We start from the raw sequence: 21,696 nt of genomic DNA, 5'->3' as shown, positions 1-21,696 counted from the left end.
TCTTGCTAAGCTAGTTAAAGACTTTACATCTCCGGGCGGTTTTTACCGCCTGGTTTCATTTTAGGGATAGTCGCAATGAAAAAATCGGTCGTAGCGGTAGGCGTGATTGTTGCTTTAGGGGTGGTCTGGACGGGAGCTTCCTGGTTTACCGGCAAGCAGCTGGAAAGCCGTCTGGCAGAGATGATGGCGCAGGCGAACAGCGAAATTAAGCGCAGCGCGCCTGAAGCCGGTCTGGAGCTGAGCTACCAGAATTATCAGCGCGGCGTGTTTACCAGCCATATGCAGGTAGTGGTCAAACCCGTCGCGGGCAATACCAACGCGTGGTTGAAGCCGGGCCAGAGCGTGGTGCTGGATGAAGTGGTAAGCCACGGCCCGCTTCCGCTGGCGCAGCTAAAAACCTTAAATCTGCTCCCGTCAATGGCGTCAGCGAAGACCGTGCTGGTGAACAACGAGGTGACAAAACCGCTGTTCGATCTGGCAAAAGACGAATCGCCTTTTGAGATCAACACCCGTATCGGCTATTCCGGGAATACGAGTTCTAATATCGATCTGAAAGCGCTGAACTACGAAAAAGGTAATGAAAAAGTTGCCTTCAGCGGCGGTAATTTCAAACTGGATGCAGACCGCGATGGAAAAAATGTCTCCCTGACGGGTGACGCAGAGAGCGGTCTGGTCAATGCCGTTAATGAGTACAACCAGAAAGTGCAGCTTACGTTCAATAACCTCAAAGCCAGCGGCAATAGCCGCATGACTGACTTTGACGAACGCATTGGCGATCAGAAGCTGAGTCTGGATAAGGTCGCGATTGCGATTGAAGGCAAAGAGATGGCCGTGCTGGAAGGGATGGATCTTGATGGCAAATCCGACGTCTCTAAAGACGGGAAGAGCATCAACACCCAGCTCGACTACACGCTGAAAAGCCTGAAGGTGCAGAACCAGGATCTCGGCAACGGCAAGCTGTCGCTTAAGATCGGCAACATCGACGGTCAGGCGTGGCATGAGTTTAGCCAGAAATACAGCAAAGAGAGCCAGGCCCTGCTGAGCGACGCCGCGCTTCAGCAAAATCCGGTTGTGTATCAGCAGCAGGCCATGGCCGTGCTGTTCAATAACCTGCCAATCCTGCTGAAGGGCGAGCCGGTCATCACCGTCGCGCCGCTGAGCTGGAAAAACAGAAAAGGCGAAACCAACTTCAACCTGTCGTTGTTCCTGAAAGATCCGGCAACCGCGACGGGCGAGCCGCAGACGCTGGCGCAGGAAGTGGATCGCAGCGTGAAGTCCCTCGACAGCAAGCTGACCATCCCGATGGACATGGCAACCGAGTTCATGACCCAGATTGCGAAGCTGGAAGGCTACGGTGAAGAAGATGCCGGCAAGCTGGCGAACCAGCAGGTGAAAGGCCTGGCAGCGATGGGGCAAATGTTCCGCATCACGAAGGTGGAGGACAATACCATTTCCACCAGCCTGCAGTATGCCAGCGGCCAGGTGACCCTCAACGGCGACAAAATGCCGCTGGAAGACTTCGTTGGGATGTTTGGTATGCCGACGCTCGGGATGCCGGAACCGGCTGAACCGGCAGCGCCGCCTGCGGTACCACAGCAGTAAACAGCAAAACCCCTCGCATGAGGGGTTTTTTATTGCCGGGTGGCGGTGACGCTTACCCGGCCTACGACTCCGGGCCGTTGTAGGCCCGTGCAAAGCGGAGGTTATTTTACCGTCACCAGCCGCGCCGCCACAATCTGGTGTCCGGCCTGCACGTCCGTATTTTCGATGCGCTGCATGATCCTGTCCGCCAGCGTGTAACCCATCTCGCGCGCGGGAGTGGTGGCCCAGACGATCGGCAGATCGTCGAGCGCATTTTCGCCGACGTCCGCAAACGCACCCAGCGCCACCTGGTGGCCGAAGAAGGTTTCAACCCCACCCTCGCCGCTTTGACGCCCTGCGCGGATCAGGCCAAACCAGGCGCCCATGGCAATCACGTCGTTATAGCAAATCACCGCGCTAATGGTGGGGCTGGCGCGCAGCAGCGAACCGATTGCTTCTGCGGCTTTCTTCTGGCTGGATTCGCACTCCACCACCCATTCGCTGTGGAACGGTAGCCCGTATTTGATAAGCGTTGAGCAGTAGCCGCCGACCCGCTCGGCTCGCGTGAGGGATGAACTTTGCCCCCCGAGCCAGGCGATGCGCTGATGTCCACGACGAATAAGATGCTCGGTCAACATTTGTGCCGCCTGCATGTTGTCCGGACGAAGCGTGTCGGCTTCATCCAGATAGCTCGCGCGGGAGGCAAATACCAGCGGCACGCCCTTCTCTGCGGCACGCTCGCATAATTCACTGCCGACGCCTGACGCCCCGGCAACAATCACGCCATCAACGCCCTGCGTCAGCAGCATATCCAGCCGGGAGAGAAGCTGATCGGCCTCGCGCCCGCCGTGCAGCAGAAAGACCATTCGCCCCTGGGCCTCAAGCGCTTCCGTTAAGCCGGCGGTCAGCTCTGCATAAAACGGCGACGTCAGGTCGCGAACAATCAAACCAATCACCCCGCTTTGCCCGCCGCGAAGCGCTGATGCCTGGCGATTACGCACAAAGCCCAGCTGCTCAACCGCCTCGTTAACCCGCTGACCGGTCGCAGGAGATATACGCCCTTTCCCGCTCAGCACCAGCGAAACGGTACTGACAGAGACGCCAGCCGCCAGGGCGACATCGTTAATGGTGATCTTTTTCGCTACGGCCATGTCTTGGCGTGACTCCCTGATAATGAGATCGGTAAAACGTTTTATCAATACGTTATCTTTATACTACCAGTAAAAGCCTGAGAATGTGATTTAGCGCGCACTAAAATTTGATAAAACGTTTTATCTTCTCGCTGCATTGACGCAGGTAAATCTTTTCAAACCATCAAGGAGTCGTTTTATGACGGCGAAAGCAGCACAAAAAATATCGCTGTGGGAGTTTTTCCAGCAACTGGGTAAAACCTTTATGCTGCCCGTGGCGCTTCTCTCATTCTGTGGGATCATGCTGGGGATCGGCAGCTCGCTGAGCAGCCATGATGTCATCACGCTAATTCCTTTCCTCGGCAATCCTGTGCTGCAGGCGATCTTCATCTGGATGAGCAAGGTCGGCTCCTTTGCGTTCAGCTTCCTGCCCGTCATGTTCTGTATCGCCATCCCGCTGGGTCTGGCGCGTGAGAACAAAGGCGTGGCTGCATTTGCCGGATTCGTTGGTTATGCCGTGATGAACCTGGCGGTCAACTTCTGGCTGACCGCGAAAGGCATTCTGCCGACTACCGATGCCGCTATCCTGAAGGCGAACAACATCCAGAGCGTGATTGGTATTCAGTCCATTGATACCGGGATCCTCGGCGCGGTTATCGCAGGCGTGATCATCTGGATGCTGCACGAGCGTTTCCACAACATTCGCCTGCCGGACGCGCTGGCGTTCTTCGGCGGCACCCGCTTTGTGCCGATTATTACCCTCGTGGTCATGGGGCTGTTTGGCCTGATCATTCCGCTGATTTGGCCGGTCTTTGCGATGGGCATCGCCGGCATTGGTCGCATCATTAATGGCGCGGGTGATTTTGGTCCGATGATTTTCGGTACCGGCGAACGTCTGCTGCTGCCGTTTGGCCTGCAGCATATTCTGGTGGCGCTGATTCGCTTTACCGAAGCGGGCGGCACCATGGACGTGTGCGGTCACGACGTGAGCGGCGCGCTAACCATCTTCCAGGCGCAGCTGAGCTGTCCGACCACGCACGGCTTCTCCGAGAGCGCCACCCGCTTCCTGTCACAGGGTAAAATGCCAGCCTTCCTTGGCGGCCTGCCGGGCGCGGCGCTGGCGATGTACCACTGTGCTCGCCCGGAAAACCGTCATAAAATTAAGGGCCTGCTGATCTCCGGCGTGATTGCCTGCGTTGTCGGCGGCACCACCGAGCCCATCGAATTCCTGTTCCTGTTCGTTGCGCCGGTGCTGTACCTCATCCACGCCGTGCTGACCGGTCTGGGCTTTACCGTCATGGCCGTGCTGGGCGTGACCATCGGCAACACCGACGGTAACGTGATTGATTTCGTGGTATTCGGCATCCTGCACGGCCTGTCTACCAAGTGGTATCTGGTGCCGGTTGTGGCGGCAATCTGGTTCGCGGTGTACTACGGTATCTTCCGCTTCGCTATCACCCGCTTTAACCTGAAAACACCGGGCCGCGATCTGGATACCGCCAGCAGCGTTGAGCAGGCGGTTGCCGGTACGGTAGGAAAATCCGGCTACAACACCCCTGCTATTCTGGCGGCGCTGGGCGGCGCGGAAAATATTACCTCGCTGGATAACTGCATCACCCGCCTGCGCCTGTCGGTGGCGGATATGTCCAAAGTCGATACCAACGCGCTAAAAGCCAACCGCGCCATCGGTGTGGTACAGTTAAATCAGCATAATTTGCAGGTGGTTATCGGCCCGCAGGTGCAGTCGGTGAAAGACGAACTGGCAACCCTGATGCGAACAGTAGAAGCCTGATGCCTCAGCCCCCTCTCATGAGGGGGTTTTACTTTAAGGATTAACGTCATGTTTGATTTTTCTACCGTCGTGGATCGCCACGGCACCTGGTGCACCCAGTGGGACTACGTGGCCGACCGCTTTGGCGCGGCAGACCTGCTGCCGTTTACCATCTCGGATATGGATTTTGCCACCGCGCCCTGCATTACCGAGGCGCTGCATCAGCGCATTAACCACGGCGTGTTTGGCTATAGCCGCTGGAAAAACGAGGAATTTCTGGCGGCGGTCGCCCACTGGTTCCAGCAGCGTTTTAACAGCCGTATTGATACGACGACTCTGGCGTATGGCCCTTCCGTTATCTACATGGTGTCCGAGCTGATCCGTATCTGGTCGAACCCCGGCGATGGCGTGGTGGTGCATACGCCGGCTTATGACGCATTTTATAAAGCGATAGAGGGCAACCAGCGCGCGGTAGTGCCTGTCGCGATGCAGAAACAGACCACCGGCTGGCAGGGTAATATGGCAGCCCTTGAAGCGGCGCTGGCGAAACCGGAAAACAAAATCCTCCTGCTCTGCAGTCCGCAGAACCCGACGGGCAAGGTCTGGACGCACGAAGAACTCGCGCACATGTCCGGGCTGTGCGCACGCTATGGCGTGGCGGTGATTAGCGATGAAATCCACATGGACATGGTATGGGGAGACCATTCCCACACGCCGTGGAACGACGTCGCGCGCGGCAAATGGGCGCTGCTGACCTCCGGCTCCAAGAGCTTCAACATTCCGGCGCTCACCGGGGCATACGGCCTGATTGGCGATGACGAAAGCCGTGACGCCTATCTTAGCGCGCTCAAGGGCCGCGATGGTCTTTCATCCCCTTCCGTGCTGGCGCTTACCGCGCACATTGCCGCCTATCAGCAGGGTGAAGCCTGGCTGGACGCGCTGCGGGCCTATCTTGAAGAAAATCTGCACTATATCGCTCGCGAACTGAACGGTGCTTTTCCGAAACTTAACTGGCAGCCGCCAGAGGCGACCTATCTTGCGTGGATCGATCTCAGCCCGCTGGGTATTGATGACGGTGCCCTGCAAAAGGTGCTGATTGAGCAGGAAAAGGTCGCCATCATGCCGGGATATACCTACGGTGAAGAGGGTAACGGCTATGTTCGCCTGAACGCTGGCTGCCCTCGCAGCAAGCTGGAACAAGGGGTGACGCGCCTCATTGCCGGCATCAATACCCTTCTGTAATGCTTTTGCGCAACGGAATATTCCCTTGCGCAAATAGCTTTTTACCTCGTTTTGTTTTTATAATATGGCGCACTTTAACCAGAAAAGAGTGCGACCATGATTGATACACGCCTGCCCTTAACAGATATTCACCGCCACCTTGACGGTAACATTCGTGCCCAAACCATTCTCGATCTTGGCCGCCAGTTCAATTTACCCCTTCCCGCTCAAACGATAGACGCGCTGATCCCGCACGTGCAGGTCACCTCAAACGAACCGGATCTGGTGAGCTTCCTGAGCAAACTCGACTGGGGCGTGAAGATGCTGGCCTCGCTGGATGCCGTTCGCCGCGTGGCATTCGAGAACATTGAGGATGCGTCCCGCAACGGACTGCATTATGTCGAACTGCGTTTTTCACCCGGCTACATGGCGATGACGCACAACCTGCCGATCGCTGGCGTGGTGGAAGCCGTAATTGAAGGCGTGCGTGAAGGATGCAACGCGTTCGATGTCCAGGCTCGACTGATTGGCATCATGAGCCGTACCTTCGGCGAAGGCGCCTGTCTTCAGGAGCTGGAAGCTCTTCTGGCCCATCGTGACAAGATCACCGCGGTGGATCTGGCCGGTGACGAGCTTGGCTTCCCGGGCAGCCTGTTCCTCTCCCACTTTAACCGCGCGCGCGATGCGGGCTGGCACATCACCGTGCATGCCGGTGAAGCGGCAGGTCCGGAAAGCATCTGGCAGGCTATTCGCGAGCTGGGTGCCGAACGCATCGGCCACGGCGTGAAGGCGGTAGAAGATCGCGCCCTGATGGATTTCCTGGCGGAGCAGCGTATCGGTATTGAATCCTGCCTGACGTCCAACATCCAGACCAGCACGGTGTCGTCGCTGGCGCAGCACCCGCTGAAAACCTTCCTGGAACACGGCGTGCTGGCCACGCTGAACACCGACGATCCGGCGGTTCAGGGCGTGGATATTATTCATGAATATAACACCGCTGCGCCGCAGGCGGGCCTGAGCCGCGAGCAGATCCGCCAGGCGCAGATTAACGGGCTCGAAATCGCCTTCCTGACGCCCGCGGAGAAGCAGGCGCTGAAGGATAAAGTGGCTCGCGGTTGAGCATTTGCCGGGTAGCGGCTACGCCTTACCCGGCCTACAAGAACATTCAGAACTTATGCCAGACAGAGCGTGGCGCGATGTTTGGCAGATTCGATGCCCAGCTCAATCAGCTCCATAATCTGAATCGCCTGGCTCGCCGGAACCGGGTTTTCTCCTGAGCCATTAAGCGCATCGCGGATGGCGGCGTAATAGGCGGGATAGTTGCCTGGCAGGGTCAGCAGCGTTTCCTCCACCAGCGTCTCGCCCTCGGCTCGCGTGACCACCCCATCACGCATATCGTATCCCCAGTCTTCCTGCGGTAAACGCTCCCCGTTTTTCAGGCGATCTTCCTGCGGGTCCAGACCAAACTTCACGTAGCTTCCCCGGGTGCCGTGGAGGATATAGCGCGCAGATTCGGCCGCGGCGAGCATCGTCCCATGCAGGATAATGCGCCGCTGTGGATAGCTTAATATTGCGTGGAAGTAGTCCGTCGCCTGCGCGCCCGGCCGGAGCTGAGCCAAATCGACGGTCATGCTCACCGGCAGACCAAAGAGATTAACGGCCTGGTCAAGTAGATGCGGGGCTAAGTCGTACCAGATGCCGCTGCCCGGGCCTGCCTGTTCCCGCCATCGATTACGCACCTGCGGGCGGTAGCGGTCGAAATGCGATTCAAAATACGCGATTTCGCCCAACGTCCCCTCGCTCAGCAGCGCCTTAATAGTCAGGAAATCACTGTCCCAGCGTCGGTTGTGAAACACCGAAAGCAGCCTGCCGAGGCTTTTTGCCAGCGCCTCCAGCTCGCGCGCCTGTGACAACGTCACGGTGAAGGGTTTATCAACCACCACGTGCTTCCCCGCCTCCAGCGCGGCTTTTGCCAGCGGGAAGTGGGTATCATTTGGCGTCGGGATCACAATCAAATCAATATTCGGATCGTTGAAAAGATGCTTAGGTTCAGAAACAACGGGAACGTTGGGCCAGTCGGCATGAACTTTGGCTGCGTCGCTGCTTGAAACTGCCGCAAGCGTCATTCCCGGCGTCCCGGCAATCAAAGGCGCGTGAAAGGTTTTACCCGCATAACCGTAACCAATAAGCCCGACACGGATGCTGTCACTCATTGCAATGCCCTCTAAGGAATTATCTTATTTCACACTGGCTATTCTGGTTCATTACCGATTAATAATGTGCCATAGGCGTTAAAATAGCATCCTGCACCAGCCGTTTTTGTTAAAATAATGTAACCTTCTGATTTTGATTAGGGGAACCGTTCCCAAAGCACTTGCCGTCTCGAATAGGTCGCTGTAACATTTGCAATCTGTATTTATGGATAAATTACAAACACGAATCATGACGTCAATTATTAATCGAATCATTGAATTAGCGGGATGGATTGTTCTTGGGGTATCGGTCATTTTGCTTGGCGTTGCCAGCCACATCGATAACTACCAGCCGCCGGAGCCTGTCACAGTCGCACAACCGAAGTGATCGAGCACGGCAATAAAGCGTGACACATTATGTCAGTTAGCTGTTGCCAGTCTTGTTGAACGCGGTTACCCTTCTTTCCAGGCATCTCCTGATGCCTGATCTTTCAGCAAAGAAAACTCCTAATTTAGTCGCGTTATCTGAGTGGGCTGTTTACGTCTTAATTAATCCGTTTATTATTCGATCGAATTACCGTTGCCGGTATTACTCCTTTTATATGGAAGCTTATTAACATGACAGTTCAGGACTATTTATTAAAATTCCGCAAGATCAATTCCCTTGAGAGCCTGGAAAAACTGTTTGACCACCTGAACTACACGCTGTCGGATAATCAGGACGTCATCAATATGTATCGCGCCGCCGATCACCGTCGCGCTGAGCTTGTCTCCGGTGGACGGCTGTTCAACGTGGGTGAAGTGCCCAAGTCCGTATGGCGATACGTTTTATAAGAAAGTAGCCATCCGTGTGAAATGTTATATACTCAGCGCCCTGCAAATTTCTGTATAACATTTCGCGCAGACCTATCGGAGAGTTCATGACCGCAACGCCTGGAGAGAGAATTGGAGGCTGGTTAATCGCCCCGCTGGCATGGCTGCTGCTTGCCTTATTAAGCGCATCGCTTGGGCTTCTGCTTTATACCACCGCGCTGGTTACCCCTCACGCCATTAAGACGTTAATGTCCCAAAGCGTATTCAACATCGTGATGTGGTTTGTCTCTTTCGCTTTCGCGATAGCGATGTGGTACTACACGCTGTGGCTGACCATTGCGTTCTTTAAGCGCCGTAAAGGTGTGCCTAAGCACTACATTATCTGGCTGCTGATTTCAGTCCTGCTGGCGATTAAGGTCTTTGCCTTTGCACCGGTTTCTGACGCTCTGGCCGTTCGCCAGCTGCTTTTCCCGCTGCTGGCCACCGCACTGCTGGTGCCCTACTTCAAACGCTCGGCGCGCGTGAAGAGAACTTTTGTTAACCCGTAATAACCTTACAGTTAACCTGTTGTCGCCTGTTGTGGTTTATCCGATAATAGGCGGCTTTTTTATTTCAGGCTAAATAATGACCGATTACTTACTGCTCTTTGTCGGCACTGTGCTGGTTAACAACTTCGTACTGGTGAAGTTCCTTGGCCTGTGCCCGTTTATGGGGGTTTCCAAAAAGCTGGAGACCGCAATGGGCATGGGGCTGGCGACCACCTTCGTGATGACGCTGGCCTCCATTTCCGCATGGTTGATTGATACCTGGATCCTGATCCCGCTGGACATGATCTATCTGCGCACCTTGTCCTTTATTCTGGTGATTGCGGTGGTTGTGCAATTTACCGAAATGGTGGTGCGTAAAACCAGCCCGGCGCTGTACCGCCTGCTGGGTATTTTTCTGCCGCTGATCACCACCAACTGCGCCGTGCTCGGCGTGGCGCTGCTGAACATCAACCTCGGACATAATTTTATGCAATCGGCGCTGTACGGCTTCTCTGCCGCCGTCGGTTTCTCTCTGGTGATGGTGCTGTTCGCCTCTATACGCGAACGCCTGGCGGCGGCAGATATCCCTGCCCCCTTCCGGGGAAATGCGATAGCGCTGGTCACCGCAGGTTTAATGTCTCTGGCCTTTATGGGCTTTAGTGGTCTGGTGAAGTTGTAATGAATGCTATCTGGATTGCCATCGCCGCCATCAGCGTTCTGGGGTTGGTGTTTGGTTTGATTCTGGGTTACGCCTCCCGCCGTTTCGCGGTTGAGGACGATCCCGTTGTTGAAAAAATCGATGAGCTTCTGCCGCAAAGCCAGTGCGGCCAGTGCGGCTACCCGGGCTGCCGTCCCTATGCGGAAGCCGTTGGCGTTCAGGGTGAAAAAATTAACCGCTGTGCGCCGGGTGGCGAAGCGGTGATGCTGAAAATCGCCGCCCTGCTCAACGTCGATCCGCAGCCTGTGGACGGCGATGTTGAGGCGCAGGAGCCGGTCCGCGCGCTGGCGGTCATTGACGAAGCGAACTGCATTGGCTGCACCAAGTGTATCCAGGCGTGTCCCGTTGACGCCATTGTCGGCGCAACGCGCGCCATGCACACCGTTGTGGCGGATCTGTGCACCGGCTGTAACCTTTGCGTCGCCCCCTGCCCGACGCAGTGCATAACGTTACGCCCGGTCGAGACGACTACCGAAAGCTGGAAGTGGGATCTTCAAACCATTCCGGTTCGCAACATTCCCGTGGAACAACATGCTTAAGTTATTTTCTGCATTCAGAAAAGAGAAGATTTGGGACTTCGACGGCGGTATCCATCCGCCGGAAATGAAAACCCAGTCCAACGGCACGCCGCTGCGCCAAATTCCGCTGGCGACCCGTTACGTTATGCCGCTGAAACAACATATCGGCGCAGAGGGTGAGCTGTGCGTTAAAGAAGGCGATAGCGTTCTTCGCGGACAGCCGCTGACCTTTGGTCGCGGACGCATGCTGCCGGTTCACGCCCCCACCTCCGGCACAATCGTTGCAATTGCCCCGCATACCGTTGCACACCCATCGGCGCTCTCTGAGCTAAGCGTGATGATTGAAGCCGACGGCGAAGACCGCTGGATCGAGCGCGACGGCTGGAGCGATTACCGCTCCCGCAGCCGTGAAGATCTGATCGAACGCGTTCATCAGTTCGGCGTGGCCGGCCTTGGCGGGGCAGGCTTCCCGACGGGCACGAAGCTGCGCGGCGGCGGCGACAAAATTGAAACGTTAATCATTAACGCCGCCGAATGCGAACCTTATATTACCGCCGACGATCGCCTGATGCAGGACTGCGCCGCGCAGGTGGTGGAAGGTATCCGCATCCTTGCCCATATTCTGCAGCCGCGCGAAGTGTTGATTGGGATAGAGGATAATAAACCGCAGGCCATTTCCATGCTGCGTGCGGTCCTGGCAGGCAGCCACGATATTAGCCTGCGCGTTATTCCAACCAAGTATCCGTCTGGCGGCGCAAAACAGCTGACCCAAATTCTGACCGGCAAGCAGGTTCCGCACGGCGGACGTTCATCTGATATCGGCGTGCTGATGCAGAACGTGGGTACGGCCTATGCCGTTAAACGCGCGGTAGTGGATGGAGAACCCCTCACCGAGCGCGTGGTGACCCTGACCGGCGGATCGGTTTCCCGTCCGGGTAACGTCTGGGCGCGTCTGGGTACTCCCGTGCGCCATCTGCTGGAACAGGCCGAGTTTTGCCCCGGCAGCGATCAGATGGTGATTATGGGCGGCCCGCTGATGGGCTTTACCCTGCCGTGGCTGGACGTGCCGGTGGTTAAAATTACCAACTGCCTGCTCGCCCCTTCCCCAACGGAAATGGGCGAAGAGCAGGAAGAGAAAGGCTGCATCCGCTGCAGCGCCTGTGCCGATGCCTGCCCGGCAGACCTGCTCCCGCAGCAGCTCTACTGGTACAGCAAAGGCCAGTTGCACGATAAAGCCACGGCGCACAATCTGGCGGACTGCATTGAATGCGGTGCCTGCGCCTGGGTCTGCCCGAGCAACATCCCCCTGGTGCAATATTTCCGCCAGGAAAAGGCGGAGATTTACGCCATTTCCATGGAAGAAAAACGCGCCGCCGAAGCAAAAGCGCGCTTCGAAGCCCGTCAGGCACGACTGGAGCGCGAGAAGGCCGCTCGTCAGGAGCGACACAAGCAAGCCGCCGTGCAGCCAGGTGAAAAGGATCAGGATGCAATCAAGGCCGCGCTGGCTCGCGTTCGCGAGAAAAAAGCAACCGCCGCACAGCCTGTTGTCATCGCCGCTGGCGAGAAGCCGGATAACAGCGAGGTGATTGCCGCCCGTGAAGCGCGCAAGGCCGAGGCGCGCGCGCGTCAGGCGGAAAAAGCGCAAAGCGCGCCACAGCCTGAAACGGATGTCGATCCGCGTAAAGCCGCCGTTGAAGCGGCGATTGCCCGTGCCAAAGCGCGGAAAACGGCGCAACAGGAACAGGTAGCTGAACCTAAAGCGCCGGTCGATCCCCGCAAGGCCGCGGTCGAAGCCGCGATTGCCCGCGCCAAAGCGCGAAAAGCCGCTCAGCAGGAAGAACAGCCGCAGGCCGCTAACGACGACCCGCGCAAAGCTGCCGTCGCCGCCGCGATCGCGCGCGTTCAGGCGAAGAAAGCCGCACAGCATGCAGTTAACGAGGATTAAATGGTTTTCAGAATCGCAAGTTCCCCTTATACCCATAACCAGCGCCAGACATCGCGCATTATGATGCTGGTCTGCCTGGCCGCGCTGCCGGGCATCGCCGTGCAGTATTGGTTTTTCGGCTGGGGAACCCTGTTCCAGATAGTCCTGGGCTGCGCCAGCGCCCTGGCCGCGGAGGCGCTGGTCCTCAAGCTGCGCAAGATGGACGTTCCCCGCATTCTTAGCGATAACTCGGCCCTGTTGACCGGCCTACTGCTGGCGATCAGTATTCCGCCGTTCGCACCGTGGTGGATGGTGGTGCTGGGTACCGCGTTTGCGGTGATTATCGCCAAACAGCTTTACGGCGGATTAGGGCATAATCCCTTTAACCCGGCGATGATTGGCTACGTGGTGCTGCTGATCTCTTTCCCGGTGCAGATGACAAGCTGGCTGCCGCCGCATGAGATTGCCGCCACCGTGCCGGGCTTCATGGACGCCCTGCAGGTTATCTTTACCGGCCATACGGCGCTCGGTGCCGATATGAACTCGCTGCGGATGGGCGTGGACGGTATCAGCCAGGCGACCCCGCTCGATACGTTCAAAACCTCACTGCATGCCGGGCAGAGCGTTGAGCAGATCATGAAATCTGCCATCTACAGCGGCATGCTGGCGGGTGCGGGCTGGCAGTGGGTCAACCTCGCGTACCTTCTCGGTGGGCTGTTCCTGCTGCAGCAAAAAGCAATTCGCTGGCATATCCCGGTCAGTTTCCTGGTCACGCTGGGCGTCTGCGCAACGCTGGGGTGGGTAGTTAATCCTGCATCCTTCGCAAGCCCGCAGATGCACCTGCTCTCCGGTGCCACCATGCTGGGCGCATTCTTTATTCTGACCGATCCGGTAACGGCGTCGACCACCAACCGTGGACGTCTGATTTTCGGTGCACTTGCCGGGCTTCTGGTGTGGCTGATCCGCAGCTTTGGCGGCTATCCGGACGGTGTGGCCTTCGCGGTGCTGCTGGCAAATATCACTGTTCCACTCATCGACTATTACACGCGTCCGCGCGTATACGGCCACCGGTAAGGGTTTCGCGATGCTGAAAACAATGCAAAAACACGGCGTCACGCTGGCCATTTTCGCCGCCGTACTGACAGGGCTAACCGCCCTGGTCAACGCCCTGACCAAAACGACCATCGATGAACAGGCAGTGAAGCAGCAAAAAGCGTTGTTCGATCAGGTCATCCCGTCTGATTTCTACGATAATGACCTGCAGAAAAGCTGCTTTATTGTGGATGCACCGCAGCTTGGCAAAGGTACGCACCGCGTCTTCATTGCCCGCAAAGGCGATAGCGCAGTGGGTGCCGTAATGGAGGCAACGGCGCCGGACGGCTATTCAGGCGCGATTCAGCTTCTCGTGGGCACTGATTTTTCCGGTACCGTACTCGGGACCCGCGTGACGGAACATCACGAAACGCCGGGCCTTGGCGATAAAATCGAAACGCGCCTGAGCGACTGGATCCTCCATTTTGCCGGCAAAATCATTCATGGCGAAAACGATACCGCCTTTGCGGTGAAAAAGGACGGCGGCGAATTCGACCAGTTTACCGGCGCGACCATCACGCCGCGCGCGGTGGTTAACGCCGTGAAACGAGCCGGGCTATACGCTGAAACGTTGCCCGCGCAGATCAACAATCTTCCGGCCTGTGAGGAGTAGTCATGAGCCAGGTTAAAGAGGTTATCGTTCAGGGGCTGTGGAAGAACAACTCTGCGCTGGTGCAGCTGCTGGGGATGTGTCCGCTTCTCGCGGTGACATCGACCGCCACTAACGCCCTGGGGCTGGGGCTGGCTACCACGCTGGTGTTGACCCTGACCAACCTGTCCATCTCCGCACTGCGCCGCTGGACGCCTACGGAAATCCGTATTCCGATTTACGTCATGATCATTGCGTCGGTGGTGAGCGTCGTCCAGATGCTGATTAACGCCTACGCGTTTGGTCTGTACCAGTCGCTCGGGATCTTCATTCCGCTTATCGTGACCAACTGTATTGTGGTCGGGCGCGCAGAAGCCTTTGCCGTGAAGAACAGCCCGGCAATGTCGGCTCTCGATGGTTTCGCCATCGGTATGGGCGCAACCTGCGCAATGTTCGTGCTGGGATCGCTGCGCGAAATTCTGGGCAACGGCACCCTGTTTGACGGTGCAGATGCGCTGCTGGGCAGCTGGGCTAAGGTATTGCGCATCGAAGTTTTCCACACCGACACGCCGTTCCTGTTGGCGATGCTTCCACCCGGCGCTTTTATTGGCCTTGGCATGATGCTGGCGATAAAATACCTCATTGATGAAAAACGTAAGCGCCGCGCGGCCGAGCGCAGCGTACAGGAAGGGATACCCGAGAAGGCTTCATGAATAAAGAGAAACGCATTGCGATCCTGACCCGTCTGCGGAATGAAGATCCACATCCCACGACGGAGCTGAATTTTAACTCACCGTTTGAGCTGCTGATCGCGGTGCTGCTTTCTGCCCAGGCCACGGACGTAAGCGTCAACAAGGCCACTGCCCTGCTCTATCCGGTGGCTAATACGCCGAAGGCGATGCTGGAGCTTGGCGTTGACGGCGTGAAGTCGTACATCAAAACCATTGGCCTGTTTAACAGCAAGGCCGAAAACGTGATTAAAACCTGCCGTATCTTGCTGGAACAACACGGTGGCGAAGTGCCGGAAGATCGCGCGGCGCTGGAAGCTCTGCCGGGCGTTGGCCGTAAAACGGCCAACGTGGTGCTGAACACGGCCTTCGGCTGGCCGACCATCGCCGTTGATACGCACATTTTCCGCGTCTCTAACCGCACGAACTTCGCCCCCGGCAAAAACGTTGAGCAGGTAGAAGAGAAGCTGTTAAAAGTGGTTCCCGCCGAGTTTAAGGTCGATTGCCACCACTGGCTGATCCTGCACGGGCGCTATACCTGCATCGCACGCAAGCCCCGCTGCGGCTCGTGCATCATTGAAGATCTCTGCGAATTTAAAGAAAAAGTGTACGCCTGACGCGCGTTGCCTTTCTTTCCACGCATTCAATCCCTTATAAAAGGAAGGCCTAACTGCAGACCTTCCTGTTGACCCATTATTGTCCGCCAGGCACGCTAGTTACCTTATCGATTGTTCGGTTATATAACACTCAAACAGGTTAATTGTTTTTTCATCACCAAAAATTTCTATACATATGTGATCAAGATCACTCTGATAACGTCATGTTGAATTTTTGTTGTTAAAAGCTTTGTAAAGCCTTTGCCAGATAAGATTTAACCGATCATACGCCGCAGATAAGACCAGTCATTTTTCAGAATATGGGCTATATCACTGCCTTTAAGGGTAAATAGCAGAACATATCGCCATACAGCCACTTTACAGGGGCTTTCGTAGTGAAAAAAACCAACAATACTCAACCAATGAGATTTAACGCTAAATAACATTTGCATGTTCGGATGATTATACCACCTCAGTTATATGTAACAGAGTATTACAAACGTATTGCCAGACGAGTCAGGATAGTGAACATTACCCGCCGTTTCCCCTCCCAATATAACTATAAAGCGGATGGACTACGGTCATCACGCTATGAACACCCCCGTTAATATGGGATGTAAAAAAAGAGGTATATGTGTCTACTGCAAACAATAAACCAACAGATGAAAGCGTGAGCCTTAACGCTTTTAAACAACCAAAAGCGTTCTATCTGATCTTCTCCATCGAGTTATGGGAGCGTTTTGGTTACTACGGCCTGCAAGGGATCATGGCTGTTTACCTGGTTAAACAACTGGGTATGTCGGAAGCGGATTCCATCACACTGTTCTCTTCTTTCAGTGCACTGGTGTACGGCCTGGTTGCCATCGGCGGCTGGCTGGGCGATAAAGTCCTCGGGACCAAACGCGTCATTATGCTGGGCGCTGTTGTTCTGGCAATTGGTTATGGTCTGGTTGCATGGTCCGGGCACGATGCGGCTGTGGTTTATATGGGTATGGCGACGATTGCCGTCGGTAATGGTCTGTTTAAGGCAAACCCTTCCTCCCTGCTCTCTACCTGCTATAACAAAGATGACCCACGTCTGGACGGTGCATTCACCATGTACTACATGTCCATCAACATTGGTTCATTCTTCTCTATGCTGGCAACACCATGGCTCGCCGCGAAATTCGGCTGGAGTGTGGCGTTTGCGCTGAGCTTCGTGGGTATGCTGATCACCGTGGTGAACTTCCTGTTCTGCCGCAGCTGGGTTAAAGACTACGGTTCTAAACCTGACTTCGAGCCGGTTCACATGGGTAAACTGCTGGCCACCATCGTGGGCGTTGTGGTCCTCGCTGCAATCGCGACCTGGCTGCTGCATAACCAGGGTGTTGCTCGCGCCGTTCTGGGTGTGGTTGCGCTGGGTATCGTCTGCATCTTTGCGAAAGAAGCCTTCGCCATGCAGGGTGCTGCTCGTCGTAAGATGATTGTGGCGTTCATCCTGATGCTGGAAGCGATTATCTTCTTCGTTCTGTACAGCCAGATGCCAACCTCTCTGAACTTCTTTGCCATTCGTAACGTCGAGCATTCCATTCTGGGTATCGCGTTCGAACCTGAGCAGTTCCAGGCATTGAACCCGTTCTGGATCATGATTGGCTCCCCTATCCTGGCCGCAATCTATAACAAGATGGGCGACCGTCTGCCAATGCCGCACAAGTTCGCGGTGGGCATGGTACTGTGTTCTGGCGCATTCCTGGTGCTGCCGCTGGGGACCAAATTTGCGTCCGACGCGGGTATCGTCTCCGTTAACTGGCTGATCCTGAGCTACGCCCTGCAGTCTATCGGCGAGCTGATGATCTCCGGTCTGGGACTGGCAATGGTGGCACAGCTGGTTCCTCAGCGCCTGATGGGCTTCATCATGGGTAGCTGGTTCCTGACCACCGCCGGTGCGGCCATCATCGCTGGTAAGATTGCTAACCTGATGGCGGTTCCGGAAAACGTCACCGACCCGCTGCTTTCCCTGAACGTGTACGGCACCGTGTTCATGCAGATTGGTATTGCTACTGCGGTAATCGCAGTGCTGATGCTGCTGACTGCTCCGAAGCTGAACCGTATGACTCAGGACGACGACAAATCCGCAAAGGCGAACGAAACCGCGACCGCGTAACGTCATCGGGAAACGACTGAAAAGAAAAAAGCCGCTAATGCATTAGCGGCTTTTTTTTTATTCGAACGCACACTAACATAGCTGGAACCTCAGCAAAAAGGAGTTACCGATGAAACTGTTCTATAAACCGGGCGCCTGCTCTCTTGCTTCCCATATCACCCTTCGCGAGAGCGGCAAAGATTTCACGCTGGATGGCGTTGATCTGATGAAAAAGCGCCTCGAGAACGGCGATGACTTTTTTGCGATCAACCCCAAAGGACAAGTTCCGGCTCTGCTGCTGGATGACGGTACGCTGCTGACCGAAGGCGTGGCGATTATGCAGTTCCTCGCGGACAACGTGCCGGATCGTCAACTGCTGGCACCCACCGGCAGCATTTCCCGCTACAAGACGCTGGAATGGCTGAACTACATTGCCACCGAACTGCACAAAGGCTTCACGCCGTTGTTCCGCCCGGATACTCCGGAAGAGTACAAGCCGACCGTGCGTACGCTGCTGGAGAAAAAGCTGCAGTACGTTAACGAATCGTTGAAGGACGAACAGTGGATTTGCGGCGCGCGTTTTACCATTGCCGATGCGTATCTGTTTACCGTTCTGCGCTGGGCGCGCGCGGTTAAGCTGAATATGGAAGGGTTAGACCACGTTGCATCTTACATGCAGCGCGTAGCGGAACGCCCTGCCGTCGCAGCGGCGCTAAAGGCGGAAGGGTTGAACTAACCGAGCGGCCTGTATTGCCGGGTGGCGCTGCGCTTACCCGGCCTACAAAATCGTTGCTCTTACAGTTGCGTGGCGCTGAAATAATGCTCCGGCTTCGCGATACGATCCTGCGCCGCGACCACCTGCAACTCATATTCCTGCATATTTTTCGTTGCAATCATGACCTCATAGACTGCCGCTGTGACGTGCTCAAGCGCATCGCGCAGGCTCGCCCCCTGCAGCAGCTTCACCAGCAGCAGGCCGCTGGTAACGTCACCGACACCCACAGGCTGACGCACGCCAAAATCCACCAGCGGGCGGCTGATGTGCCACGCTTCGTCTTTGGTGACCAGCAGCATCTCAAAACGGTCCTTGCTCAGCCCTGCACGCGCAAGATGCTTGACCAGCACAATCTCCGGCCCCTGCGCAATTAACTCACGAGAAGCGCTTACAGCCTCTTCAACGCTGTTAACCGCATGCTCGCAGAGGATTTCCAGCTCGATCAGGTTTGGCGCAATGATATCGCTGGCCGGCAGCGCATGGCGGACGTGAAACTCCGCTACGCCAGGCGCAACGATGCAGCCCTTCTCCGGATGCCCCATGACGGGATCGCAGAAATACTTTGCCTCGGGGTTCGCCGCCTTCACCTGACGCACGATGCCGAGGATATGCTCCCCCTGCTCTGCGGAGCCGAGATAACCGCTCAGCACCGCGTCACAACGCTTCAGCTGGTCGATATCCGCAATCCCCTGAACGATTTCCGTCAGATGCGAGGGCGGCATGACGCAGCCGGTCCATTTGCCGTACTGCGTGTGGTTGGAAAACTGTACGGTATTTAGGGGCCAGACGTTGGCACCGAGGCGGCGCATCGGGAATTCCGCTGCGCTATTGCCAGCATGTCCAAACACAACGTGGGACTGAATGGCGAGGATGTTCTTCATTTTTTGCTTACCAAACCCTGAAAAAACAAAAGGGGCGTGGTTTCCCACGCCCCTGAGCACTTTTATTTACTTCCAGCAGACGAGACAGTAATTTTTCTTACCGCGACGCAGCAGCGTGTAACGGCCGTACAGACGATCGCCGTCGACGAAGGTATATTCCGGGTCAGCCTGCTTTTCACCGTTGATGGTGATCGCGTTGGAGGCGATGGTTTTACGCGCCTGGCCGCGAGACGGCTGAAGCTCGGAGTCCACCAGCGCCTGCATAAGATCTGCGCCTTTTTCCATCTCAACCATTGGAACGCCGTCCTGCGCCAGCTGTTCGAAGTCTGCTTCGCTTAAGTCGCTCAGCGTACCGTTGAACAGGCTCGCGGTGATGCGTTTTGCCGCAGCCAGCCCTTCCTCACCGTGAACCAGTTTGGTCACTTCGTCCGCCAGCACGTACTGCGCGCGCGGGGCTTTACCGCTGTTTTTGTCTTCTTCTTCCAGAGCATTGATGGCCTCAATGTCCATAAAGGTGAAGAACTTGAGGAAGCGGTAAACGTCGGCATCCGCCGTGTTGATCCAGAACTGGTAGAACTTGTACGGGCTGGTTTTCTTCGGATCGAGCCACACCGCGCCGCCTTCGGTTTTACCGAACTTGGTGCCGTCAGCTTTGGTGATCAGCGGTACGGTCAGGCCGAAGACCTGATTCTGGTGCAGACGACGGGTTAAGTCGATACCGGACGTAATGTTGCCCCACTGGTCGGAACCGCCAATCTGCAGGGCAACGCCGTGCAGTTTGTTCAGACAGGCAAAGTCATAGCCCTGCAGCAGGTTATAGGAGAACTCGGTAAAGGAGATGCCCTGGTCGTCACGGTTCAGACGCTGCTTAACGGCTTCTTTGTTAATCATCTGGTTAACAGAGAAGTGCTTGCCGATATCACGCAGGAACGTCAGTACGTTCATACCGCCAAACCAGTCGTAGTTGTTTGCGGCAATCGCAGCGTTATCGCCACAGTTGAAGTCGAGGAACGGTGCCACCTGCTTGCGGATTTTATCTACCCACTCCTGCACGGTGTCTTCGGTATTCAGTTTACGCTCAGCGGCTTTGAAGCTTGGGTCGCCAATCAGACCGGTCGCGCCGCCAACCAGTGCAACAGGCTTATGGCCCGCCATCTGGAAGCGTTTCAGGCATAACAATGGAACAAGATGCCCCAAATGCAAGCTGTCAGCGGTGGGGTCGAAGCCGCAATAGAGCGCGATCGGCCCTTGCGCCAGTCGCTCTGCTAACGCTTCCTCGTCCGTCACCTGAGCCACGAGGCCCCGCTCTTGCAATTGTTTAATCAAGTTACTGCTTGCCATCCAATTCTCCATGTATAAACGACTGCACCTTTGCCGGTACACGACTTTTCGCCTGATGCGAAAGGACCATAGAATAAAGCGCTGGCGCACGTAGCGCTAGCGCTTAACACAACAAATTTCGGGGATTAGGGTGCCAGTCTGTCGATTTTCCAGCCGCTGTTCTCGCGCTGGTATAAAAAGCGGTCGTGAAGGCGATGTTCGCCCCCCTGCCAGAACTCCATCTGTTCAATCGGGATGCGGAAACCGCCCCAGAAGCTGGGCAGCGGAACCTCACCCTGCTGGAATTTCTGTTTCAGCTCGAGGAATTTGCTTTCCAGCACGCCGCGGGCCGAAATGCGGCTGGACTGTTTTGACACCCAGGCGCCAATCTGGCTGTCGCGCGGGCGGCTGTGGAAATACTTCACGACTTCCAGGGTGGAGAGCCGTTCGGCTTTGCCCGTCACCATGACCTGACGCTCCAGCATATGCCAGGGGAACAGCAGGCTAATGCGCGGATTGTTTTCCAGGTGGTGTGCTTTGCGGCTGCCGAGGTTGGTGTAGAACACCAGCCCTTTCTCATCATAGTGCTTGAGCAGCACGATACGCTGATAGGGTTGGCCGTTTTCATCAACCGTTGCGACGACCATCGCCGTGGGATCGGCGAGCTTCGCTTCACAGGCCTGTTTCAGCCAGCGTTCAAAAAGCACCAGCGGTTCGGCGGGAAGATCCTGGCGACGCAGGCCGCCTTTGGTGTATTCACGGCGCAGATGCGCAATTTGCTGCAGTTCGTCGTTATCTGACATGGCGTTAGCTGAAATTGACATTGGGTGGCGCTATTGTGCGCCGCCCCTGTGAAAATCTCAACGCTTCGGGTTTTCTAACTGGCAATTGTTCAGCACGATACGGTCGCGTTTATAGACCGTTGCGCTGTCGCCTTTAGACCAGAACACGTAGATACCGTCCGTATAGCGCGCGCCCGAGGCCGACATCCCCTGCTTAAGGGTCAGCAGTTTGTTGTCATAGACAAAGCTTGCTTCCTGACGCGGATTATTCACTTTTACGGTCAGCGGCTTTTCATCGCAGCGATACGCCAGGGTATCGGTCTGCATGCGCTCAACGAGTTGGTTATAGGCGCTGCACCCTGTCATCAATAGAGGGAGAGCAAGAAGAAGATATTTTTTCATGGGCGTATTCCGAA

General features: G+C 56.1%; 22 protein-coding genes. 16 read left to right on the top strand and 6 right to left on the bottom strand.

All coding sequences use genetic code 11. The features are described from left to right. Window positions 1-75: 75 nt before the first annotated feature. Window positions 76-1,602: a YdgA family protein gene (locus tag VPX56_RS10110; RefSeq protein WP_326471480.1), complete on the top strand. Its 1,527-nt coding sequence runs from the start codon at window positions 76-78 to the stop codon at window positions 1,600-1,602. A gap of 101 nt (window positions 1,603-1,703) precedes the next feature. Here VPX56_RS10110 and VPX56_RS10105 read toward each other — a convergent pair whose 3' ends face one another. After that, window positions 1,704-2,732, bottom strand: coding sequence for a Mal regulon transcriptional regulator MalI (locus VPX56_RS10105; RefSeq protein WP_131634492.1), 1,029 nt, complete (start codon window positions 2,730-2,732; stop codon window positions 1,704-1,706). A 178-nt stretch (window positions 2,733-2,910) separates the two neighbouring features. Here VPX56_RS10105 and malX point away from each other — a divergent pair, with 178 nt between their 5' ends. From malX to add, 3 genes are all read left to right on the top strand, one after another. Beyond that, complete coding sequence (malX, locus tag VPX56_RS10100) at window positions 2,911-4,503, top strand: maltose/glucose-specific PTS transporter subunit IIBC (protein WP_326471477.1); 1,593 nt, start codon at window positions 2,911-2,913, stop codon at window positions 4,501-4,503. 48 nt (window positions 4,504-4,551) lie between these two features. Further along, window positions 4,552-5,724, top strand: a complete 1,173-nt coding sequence (locus VPX56_RS10095) for a MalY/PatB family protein (RefSeq protein WP_326471475.1) — start codon at window positions 4,552-4,554, stop codon at window positions 5,722-5,724. Window positions 5,725-5,820: 96 nt separating this feature from the next. Next, a complete protein-coding gene (gene add, locus VPX56_RS10090; protein WP_326471473.1) occupies window positions 5,821-6,822 on the top strand; it encodes an adenosine deaminase in 1,002 nt (333 codons plus the stop codon). A 53-nt stretch (window positions 6,823-6,875) separates the two neighbouring features. On the opposite strand, the gene VPX56_RS10085 is transcribed toward add, so the two are convergent. Continuing rightward, window positions 6,876-7,916, bottom strand: coding sequence for an oxidoreductase (locus VPX56_RS10085; RefSeq protein ID WP_326471471.1), 1,041 nt, complete (start codon window positions 7,914-7,916; stop codon window positions 6,876-6,878). Window positions 7,917-8,157: 241 nt separating this feature from the next. Here VPX56_RS10085 and blr point away from each other — a divergent pair, with 241 nt between their 5' ends. The 12 genes from blr to gstA all read left to right on the top strand — a co-directional run bounded on the left by blr (window position 8,158) and on the right by gstA (window position 18,258). Next, on the top strand, window positions 8,158-8,283 hold the full coding sequence (gene blr / locus VPX56_RS10080; RefSeq protein WP_168112406.1) for a division septum protein Blr: 126 nt from the start codon (window positions 8,158-8,160) through the stop codon (window positions 8,281-8,283). A gap of 230 nt (window positions 8,284-8,513) precedes the next feature. Further along, the gene (gene ydgT / locus VPX56_RS10075) at window positions 8,514-8,729 is read left to right on the top strand and encodes a transcription modulator YdgT (RefSeq protein WP_131634487.1); all 216 of its coding nucleotides are present in this window, start codon (window positions 8,514-8,516) and stop codon (window positions 8,727-8,729) included. Between the two features lie 86 nt (window positions 8,730-8,815). Next, window positions 8,816-9,256, top strand: a complete 441-nt coding sequence (locus tag VPX56_RS10070; RefSeq protein WP_263609381.1) for a DUF2569 domain-containing protein — start codon at window positions 8,816-8,818, stop codon at window positions 9,254-9,256. A gap of 76 nt (window positions 9,257-9,332) precedes the next feature. After that, complete coding sequence (gene rsxA / locus VPX56_RS10065; RefSeq protein ID WP_131634485.1) at window positions 9,333-9,914, top strand: electron transport complex subunit RsxA; 582 nt, start codon at window positions 9,333-9,335, stop codon at window positions 9,912-9,914. After that, a complete protein-coding gene (gene rsxB / locus VPX56_RS10060; protein WP_131634484.1) occupies window positions 9,914-10,492 on the top strand; it encodes an electron transport complex subunit RsxB in 579 nt (192 codons plus the stop codon). Before rsxA ends, rsxB begins: the two co-directional genes overlap by 1 nt. Next, window positions 10,485-12,416, top strand: a complete 1,932-nt coding sequence (gene rsxC / locus VPX56_RS10055; RefSeq protein ID WP_326471465.1) for an electron transport complex subunit RsxC — start codon at window positions 10,485-10,487, stop codon at window positions 12,414-12,416. The genes rsxB and rsxC overlap by 8 nt, the downstream gene beginning before the upstream one ends. Then, window positions 12,417-13,469: an electron transport complex subunit RsxD gene (rsxD, locus tag VPX56_RS10050; protein WP_131634482.1), complete on the top strand. Its 1,053-nt coding sequence runs from the start codon at window positions 12,417-12,419 to the stop codon at window positions 13,467-13,469. A gap of 10 nt (window positions 13,470-13,479) precedes the next feature. Then, complete coding sequence (rsxG, locus tag VPX56_RS10045; RefSeq protein ID WP_131634481.1) at window positions 13,480-14,100, top strand: electron transport complex subunit RsxG; 621 nt, start codon at window positions 13,480-13,482, stop codon at window positions 14,098-14,100. 2 nt (window positions 14,101-14,102) lie between these two features. Next, on the top strand, window positions 14,103-14,789 hold the full coding sequence (locus VPX56_RS10040; protein ID WP_131634480.1) for an electron transport complex subunit E: 687 nt from the start codon (window positions 14,103-14,105) through the stop codon (window positions 14,787-14,789). Further along, window positions 14,786-15,421: an endonuclease III gene (gene nth, locus VPX56_RS10035; protein WP_131634479.1), complete on the top strand. Its 636-nt coding sequence runs from the start codon at window positions 14,786-14,788 to the stop codon at window positions 15,419-15,421. The genes VPX56_RS10040 and nth overlap by 4 nt, the downstream gene beginning before the upstream one ends. A gap of 613 nt (window positions 15,422-16,034) precedes the next feature. Next, a complete protein-coding gene (gene dtpA, locus VPX56_RS10030; RefSeq protein ID WP_131634478.1) occupies window positions 16,035-17,543 on the top strand; it encodes a dipeptide/tripeptide permease DtpA in 1,509 nt (502 codons plus the stop codon). Window positions 17,544-17,652: 109 nt separating this feature from the next. Continuing rightward, complete coding sequence (gene gstA, locus VPX56_RS10025) at window positions 17,653-18,258, top strand: glutathione transferase GstA (RefSeq protein WP_326471457.1); 606 nt, start codon at window positions 17,653-17,655, stop codon at window positions 18,256-18,258. 59 nt (window positions 18,259-18,317) lie between these two features. On the opposite strand, the gene pdxY is transcribed toward gstA, so the two are convergent. The 4 genes from pdxY to mliC form a co-directional block, all read right to left on the bottom strand. After that, window positions 18,318-19,178, bottom strand: coding sequence for a pyridoxal kinase PdxY (gene pdxY / locus VPX56_RS10020; protein ID WP_326471455.1), 861 nt, complete (start codon window positions 19,176-19,178; stop codon window positions 18,318-18,320). A gap of 66 nt (window positions 19,179-19,244) precedes the next feature. Continuing rightward, window positions 19,245-20,519: a tyrosine--tRNA ligase gene (gene tyrS / locus VPX56_RS10015; RefSeq protein WP_131634475.1), complete on the bottom strand. Its 1,275-nt coding sequence runs from the start codon at window positions 20,517-20,519 to the stop codon at window positions 19,245-19,247. A gap of 125 nt (window positions 20,520-20,644) precedes the next feature. Further along, window positions 20,645-21,301, bottom strand: a complete 657-nt coding sequence (pdxH, locus tag VPX56_RS10010; protein ID WP_131634524.1) for a pyridoxamine 5'-phosphate oxidase — start codon at window positions 21,299-21,301, stop codon at window positions 20,645-20,647. A 57-nt stretch (window positions 21,302-21,358) separates the two neighbouring features. Further along, window positions 21,359-21,682: a C-type lysozyme inhibitor gene (gene mliC / locus VPX56_RS10005; protein WP_131634474.1), complete on the bottom strand. Its 324-nt coding sequence runs from the start codon at window positions 21,680-21,682 to the stop codon at window positions 21,359-21,361. Window positions 21,683-21,696 lie beyond the last annotated feature (14 nt).

The organism is Enterobacter wuhouensis, assembly GCF_035835995.1.
GTDB classification, from domain to species: domain Bacteria; phylum Pseudomonadota; class Gammaproteobacteria; order Enterobacterales; family Enterobacteriaceae; genus Enterobacter; species Enterobacter wuhouensis.
This window is presented reverse-complemented; position numbering and strand designations above follow the sequence as displayed.

Bases quoted from the DNA above. Each gene is read 5' to 3' on its own strand.
- nth (WP_131634479.1), top strand. From the start codon at position 14,786: ATGAATAAAGAGAAACGCATTGCGATCCTGACCCGTCTGCGGAATGAA.
- VPX56_RS10070 (WP_263609381.1), top strand. From the start codon at position 8,816: ATGACCGCAACGCCTGGAGAGAGAATTGGAGGCTGGTTAATCGCCCCG.
- VPX56_RS10110 (WP_326471480.1), top strand. From the start codon at position 76: ATGAAAAAATCGGTCGTAGCGGTAGGCGTGATTGTTGCTTTAGGGGTG.
- rsxD (WP_131634482.1), top strand. From the start codon at position 12,417: ATGGTTTTCAGAATCGCAAGTTCCCCTTATACCCATAACCAGCGCCAG.
- tyrS (WP_131634475.1), bottom strand. From the start codon at position 20,519: ATGGCAAGCAGTAACTTGATTAAACAATTGCAAGAGCGGGGCCTCGTG.
- pdxY (WP_326471455.1), bottom strand. From the start codon at position 19,178: ATGAAGAACATCCTCGCCATTCAGTCCCACGTTGTGTTTGGACATGCT.
- malX (WP_326471477.1), top strand. From the start codon at position 2,911: ATGACGGCGAAAGCAGCACAAAAAATATCGCTGTGGGAGTTTTTCCAG.
- VPX56_RS10095 (WP_326471475.1), top strand. From the start codon at position 4,552: ATGTTTGATTTTTCTACCGTCGTGGATCGCCACGGCACCTGGTGCACC.
- ydgT (WP_131634487.1), top strand. From the start codon at position 8,514: ATGACAGTTCAGGACTATTTATTAAAATTCCGCAAGATCAATTCCCTT.
- pdxH (WP_131634524.1), bottom strand. From the start codon at position 21,301: ATGTCAGATAACGACGAACTGCAGCAAATTGCGCATCTGCGCCGTGAA.
- gstA (WP_326471457.1), top strand. From the start codon at position 17,653: ATGAAACTGTTCTATAAACCGGGCGCCTGCTCTCTTGCTTCCCATATC.
- rsxA (WP_131634485.1), top strand. From the start codon at position 9,333: ATGACCGATTACTTACTGCTCTTTGTCGGCACTGTGCTGGTTAACAAC.
- mliC (WP_131634474.1), bottom strand. From the start codon at position 21,682: ATGAAAAAATATCTTCTTCTTGCTCTCCCTCTATTGATGACAGGGTGC.
- VPX56_RS10085 (WP_326471471.1), bottom strand. From the start codon at position 7,916: ATGAGTGACAGCATCCGTGTCGGGCTTATTGGTTACGGTTATGCGGGT.
- rsxC (WP_326471465.1), top strand. From the start codon at position 10,485: ATGCTTAAGTTATTTTCTGCATTCAGAAAAGAGAAGATTTGGGACTTC.
- add (WP_326471473.1), top strand. From the start codon at position 5,821: ATGATTGATACACGCCTGCCCTTAACAGATATTCACCGCCACCTTGAC.
- VPX56_RS10105 (WP_131634492.1), bottom strand. From the start codon at position 2,732: ATGGCCGTAGCGAAAAAGATCACCATTAACGATGTCGCCCTGGCGGCT.
- rsxG (WP_131634481.1), top strand. From the start codon at position 13,480: ATGCTGAAAACAATGCAAAAACACGGCGTCACGCTGGCCATTTTCGCC.
- rsxB (WP_131634484.1), top strand. From the start codon at position 9,914: ATGAATGCTATCTGGATTGCCATCGCCGCCATCAGCGTTCTGGGGTTG.
- VPX56_RS10040 (WP_131634480.1), top strand. From the start codon at position 14,103: ATGAGCCAGGTTAAAGAGGTTATCGTTCAGGGGCTGTGGAAGAACAAC.